The 10,033-nt window shown below is 65.1% G+C and carries 7 protein-coding genes; all 7 read right to left on the bottom strand.

All coding sequences use genetic code 11. From position 1 onward, the window contains the following. Position 1: 1 nt before the first annotated feature. The gene (locus tag GOOTI_RS22530) at positions 2-1,561 is read right to left on the bottom strand and encodes an APC family permease (RefSeq protein WP_007240909.1); all 1,560 of its coding nucleotides are present in this window, start codon (positions 1,559-1,561) and stop codon (positions 2-4) included. Between the two features lie 17 nt (positions 1,562-1,578). Then, entirely contained in the window at positions 1,579-3,084 is a 1,506-nt protein-coding gene (locus GOOTI_RS22535) for an aldehyde dehydrogenase family protein (RefSeq protein ID WP_007240910.1), read from the bottom strand. Beyond that, positions 3,081-4,790, bottom strand: coding sequence for a BCCT family transporter (locus tag GOOTI_RS22540; RefSeq protein ID WP_007240911.1), 1,710 nt, complete (start codon positions 4,788-4,790; stop codon positions 3,081-3,083). Before GOOTI_RS22540 ends, GOOTI_RS22535 begins: the two co-directional genes overlap by 4 nt. Before the next feature lie 31 nt (positions 4,791-4,821). After that, positions 4,822-7,278: a GcvT family protein gene (locus tag GOOTI_RS22545; protein WP_007240912.1), complete on the bottom strand. Its 2,457-nt coding sequence runs from the start codon at positions 7,276-7,278 to the stop codon at positions 4,822-4,824. Between the two features lie 77 nt (positions 7,279-7,355). Beyond that, complete coding sequence (gene purU, locus GOOTI_RS22550) at positions 7,356-8,204, bottom strand: formyltetrahydrofolate deformylase (protein ID WP_007240913.1); 849 nt, start codon at positions 8,202-8,204, stop codon at positions 7,356-7,358. A 14-nt stretch (positions 8,205-8,218) separates the two neighbouring features. Then, complete coding sequence (locus GOOTI_RS22555) at positions 8,219-8,800, bottom strand: sarcosine oxidase subunit gamma (RefSeq protein ID WP_007240914.1); 582 nt, start codon at positions 8,798-8,800, stop codon at positions 8,219-8,221. After that, the coding region (locus GOOTI_RS22560) for a glycine cleavage T C-terminal barrel domain-containing protein (RefSeq protein WP_007240915.1) at positions 8,793-10,033 on the bottom strand (1,241 nt) is incomplete at its 5' end. The genes GOOTI_RS22555 and GOOTI_RS22560, both read right to left, overlap by 8 nt.

Here is a 10,033-nt window from a genome sequence, read left to right on the forward strand (position 1 = left end):
GTCAGAGACCTCCGCCGATCACGTCTGCGGGTGAACTCGCATGCGACGCGAGGGTCCCGATGTGGCGACGCCCCACCGTGAAGTACCAGAGCAACCCGAGGCCGAGGATGATCCCGATGTAGACGAAGGCGCCCCACGTGTTGAACCACGGTGTGCCGTAGACAGCGGAGCGCGGCCACGCCAGGTTCAGCGCCATACCGATGCCCCAGACGACGGCGAGGAGATTGACCGCCAGACCCCAGCGGCCCATCGTGAAGTACCCGCCCTCGGCGAGATCCTTCGGCGGCCACTCTCCTCGAAACCGCTTGAGCAGCATGGGCATCGTCACCAAGAGATAGGCAAGGTAGATCATGATGATCGCGATCGACGTGAGCACCGTGAAGATCTTCGGCTGGCCGATGTTGACGACCAGGATGAGCACGGCGAGGATGCCGATCACGAAGGCCGGAATCACCGGTGTCTGACGCTTGGGATCGACCTTCGCCAGGTGTGCCCCGAACGGCAGTGCGTTGTCGCGCGCCATCGCGAACATCAGGCGGATCGCGGCGGTGTGCACCGCGAGCGAACACACGATGACCGCGATGACGATCGCGACGAGGAAGATCTTGCCGAGCGGGCCCCACATTACCGCCTCGACGATGTACTGCAGGCTGCCGTCAGGCCGACCGAGCTTCGGGTCGTCGAGATCCGGGGCCGCCATGATCGCGAACACCAGTATCGCGCCGCCGATCACGAACGATGCAAGGATGGCGCGCAGGATCGCCTTGGGGGCCGTGCGTCGAGGTTCGACGGTCTCCTCGCCGAGAGAACTGGCGGTGTCGAACCCGTACATGACGTAGCCGGAGGCCAGTGACGCGACAAGGAAGGCGCCGAGATACCCGCCACTCTCGCCGGCACCGTAGCCGTGCGTGGAGAAGAAGACCTGGGGGCCGCGAGTGACGTTGCACGCGAGGATGACTACGATGAGTACGGCTGCGATCAATTCGACGAACACCCCGACGCTGTTGATCAGCGCCATGAGACGAACACTCCACGCGTTGATCGCGGTGGTGATCGCGATGAGAATCGCACCGAGGATGACGGCGTTCACCGCGTACGACGTCGCAGTGGTGCCGTCGCCGTAGATCTGAAAGCCACTCCACAGTCGGGGCAGATTGAGCTGTAGTGCCAGTACGACGGCGGCGAGCGTCACGATAGACGCCGTCAGCATCAGCCATCCCGCCGACCAGCCGACGAGTTGGGTGCCCAGCCGCTTGGCCCAGTTGTAGACCGACCCCGCCACCGGGTACTTGGCCGCGAGTTCCATGAAACACAGTGCGACGCAGAGCTGTCCGACGAAGACGATGGGCCACGACCACAGATAGGCGGGTCCTGCTGTGCCGAAACCGAAATAGAAGAGTTGGAAGGTGCCGGTGAGGATCGAAATGTAGCTGACGCCGGCGGCGAAGCTCGCGAACTTACCGATACTACGGTCGAGTGACTGTTTGTATCCGAAGTCTTCGAGGCCGTCGGCCCCCGGTGTCGTCGACGGCGTGGATGTCGGCGTGGACTCTGTGGCCATGGTTCCTCATCATGTGATCATTCCGGTCCGAACCACCGCGACGCCGACGGCGCGGTGTTGTGCCAGATGTGCTTTGTCTCTTGATATTCCGCGAGCCCTGTTGGCCCGAGCTCTCGGCCGTTACCGGACTTGCCGAATCCTCCCCATTCGGCGGCTGGTGTGTAGTAGCCGAAGTCGTTGAGCCACACCGTTCCGTGACGGAGGCCGCGCACCATGCGTTCGCCGAGCGCGGCGTCGGACGTCCGGACGCCTGCGGCGAGCCCGTAGGAGGTGTCGTTCCCGAGGGCGAGTGCCTGCTCCTCGGTGTCGAAGCGCTCGACGGTGAGGATCGGTCCGAACGTCTCGTCGCGGACGATCGCCATCGACCGGTCGCAGTGGTCGAAGATGGTGGGGGAGAAGAAGTATCCTCCCGGATCGAGGTCATCGCGGTCCGGTCGACCGCCACCGCAACGCAGTACCGCGCCCTCGTCCTTGGCGGCTGCGACGTAGGCGTGCATCTTGTCGAGTTGTGCCTGCGACACCAGGGGGCCGGTCTTGCTGGTCGGGTCGAGCCCATCGCCCATGCGAATCGTGCCGGCCCCGGCCACCAGGGCGTCGACGAAGTCGTCGGCGATCGACGAGTGCACGATGAGGCGAGTGCCTGACGAGCAGACCTGTCCGGAATGCAGGAAGACGCCGGTGAGCACCTGATCGACCGACGACTCCCACTCGGCGTCGGGAAAGACGATGTGGGGGTTCTTCCCGCCGAGTTCGACGGCGACCTTGGTGACGTGTTTGGCCGCGGTCTCGGAGATCACGATGCCGGTCTGCAGTCCACCGGTGAACGAGATGAAGTCGACATCGGGATTGTCGGTGAGCGCGGAGCCGAGAGCAGCACCGGAACCCTGCACGAGGTTGACCACCCCGGCCGGGACGCCTGCCTCCTCGCACAGCCTGACGAACGCGATGGTCGACAGTGGCGTCACCTCGCTGGGTTTGACGACCATCGTGCAGCCCGCGGCGAGTGCCGGCGCGATCTTCCAGGAGATCTGCAGGAGCGGATAGTTCCACGGCGCGATGAGGACACAGACGCCGATCGGCTCACGCACCACGCGGCTGATCACCGCTGGGTTACCCACGTCGACCACCCGGTCGGCGGAGGTCTCGATCAGCGCCGCGTAGTAGCGGAAGACCGATTCGACATCGTCGATGTCGATCTCACTTTCCGCCAGGGTCTTCCCGGTGTCGAGCGTCTCGATGCGGGCGAGTTCGGCCTTGTCGCGGACGAGGAGGTCGGCGATGCGACGCAGCAGCGCGGCCCTGTCGGCCACGGTCGTCGCCGACCACTCGCCCGCGTCGAATGTCGCGCGCGCCGCGGCGACGGCGGCTCGTGCATCCTCAGGGGTGGCCTCGTCGACGGAGACGAACTCCGCTCCGGTCGCAGGGTTGATCAGTGCTCGGACACCGCCGTCGGACGCCGAGCGCCATGCGCCGTCGATGTAGAGCTGGTGCGTGCCGATCAAGCCTGCGAGCGGTGTGGTCATTCGTTTCTGTCGCCTTTCGCCCCGGGCACGCGTGCCCCGGTGAAGTTCGTCTCGACCGTGTCGTTGACGGGCGGGACGATCGGATCGCCGGACTCGGGATCGAGTGCGGCGAACTCGCTGGTCTCGATCTTGACTGCTTCTTCGCGGATGTGCTCGTCGACGCGTTCGGACAGCATGGTCCGCGCGACGATCAGGGGATCGCGACGCAGGTCCATGTACAGCGACACGCACATGCCCACCATCACCAGGACGAACGGCAGGGCAGCGATGATGGCCATCTGTTTGATGCCGTTGAGCCCGTCGTCGCCGCTGACGGCCAGCAGCACCGCGGCGACCGCACCGGTCGAGACACCCCAGAAGATCGTGACCCACCGGCTCGGTTCGGGTGACCCGCGTTGTGAGAGCGTGCCCATCACCAACGACGCCGAGTCGGCTCCGGAGACGAAGAAGATGGCGACGAGAATCATCACCAGGGCTGAGGCGATCGCTGTCCACGGCAGGTTCGCCAGGACGTCGAACAGGGTGTCCTCGCTCGCGCTCGTGTCGGGATCGAAGGGCAGTTTTCCGTCGGTGAACTGCCGGATCGCCGACCCGCCGAAGATGCAGAACCACAGCAGCGACACGACGGTCGGGACGATCATGACTCCGACGACGAACTCACGGATGGTGCGGCCTTTGGAGATCTTCGCCAGGAACATACCGACGAAGGGCGTCCAGGACACCCACCACGCCCAGTAGAAGATGGTCCACGAGGCCAACCAGCTCTCGCCGTCGGCGTCGACGGTGGCACCCGACCGCGCCGAGAAGCCGAGGACGTCGTTGGCGTACGCGCCCATCGTGGTGGGCAACAGGTTGAGGATGAACACGGTGGGGCCGACCACGAAGACGAAGACCGCGAGGATCAGCGCGAGCACCATGTTGATGTTCGACAGCCACTGGATGCCCTTGGCGATGCCGGAGACAGCCGAGGCGACGAATGCCGCGGTGAGTACCGCGATGATCGTGACCAGCACCATGGTCGACGGGCTCTTGACCCAGCCCACCTTGTCGAGGCCGGAACCGATCTGCAGCGCACCGAGCCCCAGCGAGGCGACGGTGCCGAACAGCGTCGCGAAGATCACGAGGATGTCGATGATCTTGCCGATGGGGCCGTTCGCCGAATTGCCCAGCAGCGGAGCGAACACCGCGCTCATGAGCTGACTGCGACCGAGGCGATACGTGGAGTACGCGATGGCCAGACCCACCACCGCGTACATGGCCCACGGGTGGAATCCCCAGTGGAACATGGTCGTTGCCATGGCGACCTGGACGTCGCGCGCCGAATAACCCGGTGGTGCCTTGACGAAGTGGAACAGCGGTTCGTATGCACCGAAGAACATCAGACCGATGCCCATGCCCGCGCTGAACATCATCGCGATCCAACTCACGGTGCGGTATTCGGGTTTGTCGCCGTCCTTGCCGAGCGGAATCCGACCGTACTTGCTGACCGCCAGCCAGATCGCGAAGATCACGAAGGCGGTCGAGGTGAGGATGAACAGCCAGCCGAGGTTGTCGGTGATCCAGTTCAGGACGTCCGACGAGACGGACGAGAGATTATGAGGTTTGACCAGTCCCCAGATGAGGAACGCGATGATGAGTGCTGCGGTCACCCCGAAGACCACAGGGTCGAGGGTGTAGCGTTTTCGCACTTCGTTCAGGTTCGCCATGGCGCCTCATTTCGCAGGTAGCGGTCGACACTTACTGCTTGATTCGTGCCATCTCGGGGTCGAACACAGGATCCGAGATCACTAAGGAACCATACGACGTGCGCAAGTAATCGACCTCAAGGGCGGTCGAATCGGGCAGATCCGACGGAAGCCACGCGTACGCGAGACAGGCACCGACAGTGGGCGACCACCCCGCGCTCGTGACATATCCGACGACATCTCCGTCGACGCTCACCGGCTCTTTTCCGAGTACGACCGCGGCGGGGTCGTCCAAGCGCAGCGTGCGCAGGCGCGACGAGCAGGTTCGGTGCGCGAGCGCCTTCTTGCCGACGAAATCGTCCTTGGTCATCCGCACCGCGAAATCGAGTCCAGCGGCCGCAGGCGTGTGCTCTGTGGTCATGTCGACACCCGCTGATCGATACCCCTTCTCGATCCGCAAGGAGTTGAACGCGATTCGTCCCGCGGCGATGATCTTCTGCGCCTGCCCCGCGATCATCAGGAGGTCCCACAGACCCCGGCCGTACTCGGCGTCGGTGTAGATCTCCCAGCCGAGTTCTCCCACGTAGGAAACCCGCATCAGCGTCACGGGCACGGAGCCGATCGTTGTCCGAACACAACGGAAGTATCGGAGCCCGTCGTTGGTGAGGTCGGTCGGGGTGAGCGGTGCGAGGACCTCGCGGGCCAACGGACCCCAGAGCCCGATGCAGCAGGTGGCACCCGTGATGTCGCGCAGGGTCACGCTGCGGTCGGCCGGCAGATGTCGGGACAGCCAGTCGAGGTCGATCGGTCCGTTGGCGCCCACCTGGAATAGTTCGACGCCGAGCCGGGCAACGGTCAGATCCGAGCGAATGCCGCCGGCGTCGTCGAGCATCAGTGTGTAGGTGATCGATCCCACCGACTTGTCGACGTCGTTGGTGGTCAGCTGTTGCAGGAATTCGACCGCACCCGGTCCGGAGACCTCGTAGCGTGTCAGCGGCGTCATGTCGTACATCGCGACGTGGCTGCGGGTCCACGACGCCTCGGCGACCGAGATAGGCGACCAGTGCCGCGCCGACCAGTCGTCGCGTTGCGGAACCTGCAGGCCGCCGGCGACGAGCTCATCGAGCAGTGGACCGTTGGCCTCGAACCATGCCGGTCGCTCCCACAGCCCGCCGACCCAGAACTGCGCGCCGAGGTCGACCTCGCGGTCGTAGAACGGGCTGGTGCGAACGCCACGCGGTGCGGCGGGCTGGTCGTGCGGATGGATGATGTCGTAGACCTCGACGAACGACTGCGAACTACTCGTCAGGATGTAGTCGTCGGTGAGGGCCGCTTTCTCGAAGCGATACAGATCGAACTCGTGGGTGTCGACGCCGGGCGTCCCGTCGACCATCCACTCGGCGACCGTGCGCGCGATACCCGCGGAGTGCGTGACCCAGACCGCCTCGGCGACCCAGAACCCCTTCAGTTCCCGATGCTCTCCGACCACCGAGTGCCCGTCGGGTGTGAAGGAGAAGATGCCGTTGAAGCCGTCGTCGACCTTGCCGGTGGACAGTTCGGGGATGAGCGACACGGTCTGTTCCCATGCGTCGGCGAAGTCGTCCGGCGTGAACATCAGTTTCGACGGCATCTCGTCGAGCGAGATCGTCGTGTCGTAGTCGAGTGCGCCGACGTCGGCTGGCATGGGTCGGTGGCCGTAGTAGCCGATACCGAGTCGGTCGCCGTGTTCGCGGTAGTAGAGGTCGTGGTCCTGGTGGCGCAGGATCGGCAACGACGCTTCTGCCAGCTCGGAATTGACGCCACGGCGCGATTCGAGTGGTGTCGTGTACGCGTACTGGTGGGCCATCGGCACAAGCGGAATGGTCAGTCCGACACGACTCCCGAACTCTCTGCCCCAGAACCCGGTGCAGCACACCACGATGTCGGCGTCGACGACCCCGGTGGACGTCCGCACCCCGCGCACCTCGCCGTTCTGTTCGACGACGTCGATCACGTCGGTATTGCCGACGAACCGAGCACCGCGCGATGCCGCGCGCGCAGCCTGTGCCTGCGCGGCGCGCAATGCCTTGGCGAGACCGTCTCGCGGGGTGAAGTATCCGCCGACGATCCGGTCGGGATCGAGGAGTGGGTACTTCGCGTGACATTGTTCGGGAGAAAGGATTTCGTGTTCGACGCCGCGCGAGGCCGCCCATCCCGCCTTGCGGTGGAGATCGTCGAGCCGGGCCTCGGTCGTCGCCACTTCCAGCCCGCCGAGATGGCTGAAACACCAGCCGTCGGGGTGCTCGAGCGCCGAGAACTTCTCGAGCGTGTACGTGGCGAGTTCGGTCATCGTCTTCGACGGATTGGTCGCGAAGACGAGTCCCGGTGCGTGCGAGGTCGATCCGCCCGTGGCGAAGAGCGGACCGCGGTCGAGGACGGTGACGTCGGTCCAGTCGCGCGCGGTGAGTTCGTCGGCGAGTGAGGTCCCGACGATCCCCGCGCCGACGATGACGACTGTGGGTGTTGGCATGAGGCTTTTCCTTCTTGTGGGGATCTGGCGCTTGTGGGGATCCGGTGCCCTGCGGGATCTGGTGTGAACGTGCGGATCTAGCTGAAGACCACGGTGCTGGTGCCGTTCATCAACACTCGGTTCTCGCTGTGCCAACGCACCGCGCGGGAGAGTGCCAGAGCTTCGGCATCGCTGCCGACGGTGGCCAGTCGGTGCGGGTCGTGGGTGTGGTCGATGCGGATGACCTCCTGCTCGATGATCGGTCCCTCATCGAGGTCTGCGGTCACGTAATGTGCTGTGGCGCCGACGTATTTGACACCGCGTTCGTGTGCCTGGTGATACGGTTTGGCGCCCTTGAAGCCGGGCAGGAACGAGTGGTGGATGTTGATCGCTCGGCCACGCAGTCTCGCACAGGTCTCGTCGGACAGGATCTGCATGTAGCGGGCGAGGACGACGAGGTCGGCGTCGAACTCGTCGATCGTGGCCAACAGCCGTGTCTCGGCGTCGGCCCTGGTGTCCGGTGAGACCGGTAGATGCCGGAACGGCAGTCCCGCGGACGTGGCCATCGGTTCGAGATCGACGTGATTGGAGACGACGGCGACGAGCTCACCCCCGAGTGTGCCCGCACGCCAGCGGAAGATCAGGTCGTTGAGACAGTGCCCGAGTCGCGAGACCATGACGACGATTCGCGCCGGCGTCTGGTCGTGGATCTCGAACTCGGCGTCGATCCCGGCGGCGAGATGCTCGAACGCACGAGTGATGTCGGTGGCGCTCGATTGCCGCGCCGACACGAATTCGGTTCGTACGAACAACGTGTGGGTGGTCGGATCGTCGAACTGTCGGTGGTCGATGACCTCGCAACCGTGGCTGTAGAGGAACGAGGAGACCGCGTGCATGATGCCTCCGCGGGACGGGCAGCGGAGGGTCAGCGTGAAAGTGGACGGCATGGGCTGTGCTTTCGCTATGGGGCCGAGGAGTCGAGAACCACGTACTCCGTCGCGGCGTCGACGAGCCACTGGGCGAGATGGTCGGCGAACGAGGAGCGCACGAACAACGCGAGTCCATCGGGTGATTCGTGAGTCGACCGATGGATGACGACGCCGGTCTGCGCCAGCAGGGTCGAGACGGCGCGGTCTACGGGGAATGCCGTGTCCGACAGATCGATGGCGCACCCGTGGGCCACTATCGTGCGCGCGTGGGGTCCGCCGAGGACGAGGCGGGTACGCTGCCCGGTCGCGTCCATGACGTATGCGCCGTCGCGACCGCGGGCAGCGATGTCTGCTGCGAACTCGTGGCCGCTGACGTATGCGCGGTAGAGCAGCCATTCGTCGGGTCCGAGCCAGACGGCGACCTCACCGTCGTCGTGGCGACGCATCGCGCAGACGCCCGGTAGGGCGAGGTGTGTAATGGCATCGGCATCGGTGGTGCGGACGATCGCTTGGGCCACAGGGGTTTCGGCGAGGTACACCGCTGGCGCGAGCGCATCGAACGTCGACGCCCAGCCGTCCAGCGGTGAGCGTGGTGCGAGCGAGGTGTCAGCCATCGCGTCGGGTTCCTTCCGGGTCGACGAGCACGGGAGAGGTGACCTCCGCTTCGACGAGGCGGTCACCGACGGGTACGGACACCCGCGTACCCACGAGGTCGCGTCCACCCTTCAGCAGGGCCAACGCGAAGGGACGCCCGAGCGCTGCGCTGCGATAGCTCGACGTGATGTGGCCCAGCATGGGCACCGGCGGGGGCGGCAGCGTGCCGTCGACGCTGAGCGCGACGATCTGTGATCCTTCCGGCAGTACGGTCGACGCATCCGTGGGGAGCAGTCCGACGAAGTGCTTGCGCAACGGGTCGGTGTTCGACGCCCGCGCGAACGAACGCTTGCCGATGAAGTCGGCCTTCTTCTTCGACACCACCCAGCTCATGCCGAGATCATGGGGCGTCACGGTGCCATCGGTGTCCTGGCCGATGATCGGATACCCCTTCTCCGCGCGCAGAACGTGCATGGTCTCGGTTCCGTAGGGGGCGATCTGGTGAGGCTCTCCGGCGTCGAGTAGTGCGTGCCAGATGTCCAGCGCGTACTCCGCGGCCACATTGACCTCGAACGCGAGCTCGCCGGAGAAGCTGACACGCCCGATTCGGACAGGTACGCCGCCGAACGTGGTGTCGTGCCACTGCATGAAGCCGAAGGCGTCATTGCTGACGTCCAGCTCGGTGAAGACGGCTCCCACGACGTCGCGCGACCGCGGACCGACGACAGGGAACGTCGCAACATGGTCGGTCAGCGACGTGGTAAACACCTGCAGCTGCGGCCATTCGGTCTGATGCCACTCCTCCATCCAGTCGAGGACTGCCGCCGCGTTCCCGGTGGTGGTGTAGACCGTGTAGCGATCGTCGGCGATACGCATCACGGTGCCGTCGTCCTTCACCATGCCGTCGGGTCCGCACATCACCCCGTAGCGGATACTGCCGACCGGCAGGGTGCTCATCATGTTGGTGTAGAGCATGTCGAGGAAGGCGGGCGCGTCGCGGCCGGCGACGTCGATGACGCCAAGTGTCGAACCGTCGAGAATGCCGACCCCTGAACGGACGGCGGCACATTCGCGTAGAACGGCAGACGTCATGTCCTCGCCGCCGCGCGGGTAGAAGCGGGCACGTTTCCATTGCCCGACGTCCTCGAACACCGCACCGTGGTCGACATGCCACTGGTGCATGGGAGTTCGACGCACCGGGTCGAAGCGATCGCCACGGTCACGTCCGGCCAGCGCCGCGAATGACACGGGGG

Source organism: Gordonia otitidis NBRC 100426 (genome assembly GCF_000248075.1).
Classification (GTDB): Bacteria; Actinomycetota; Actinomycetes; order Mycobacteriales; family Mycobacteriaceae; genus Gordonia; species Gordonia otitidis.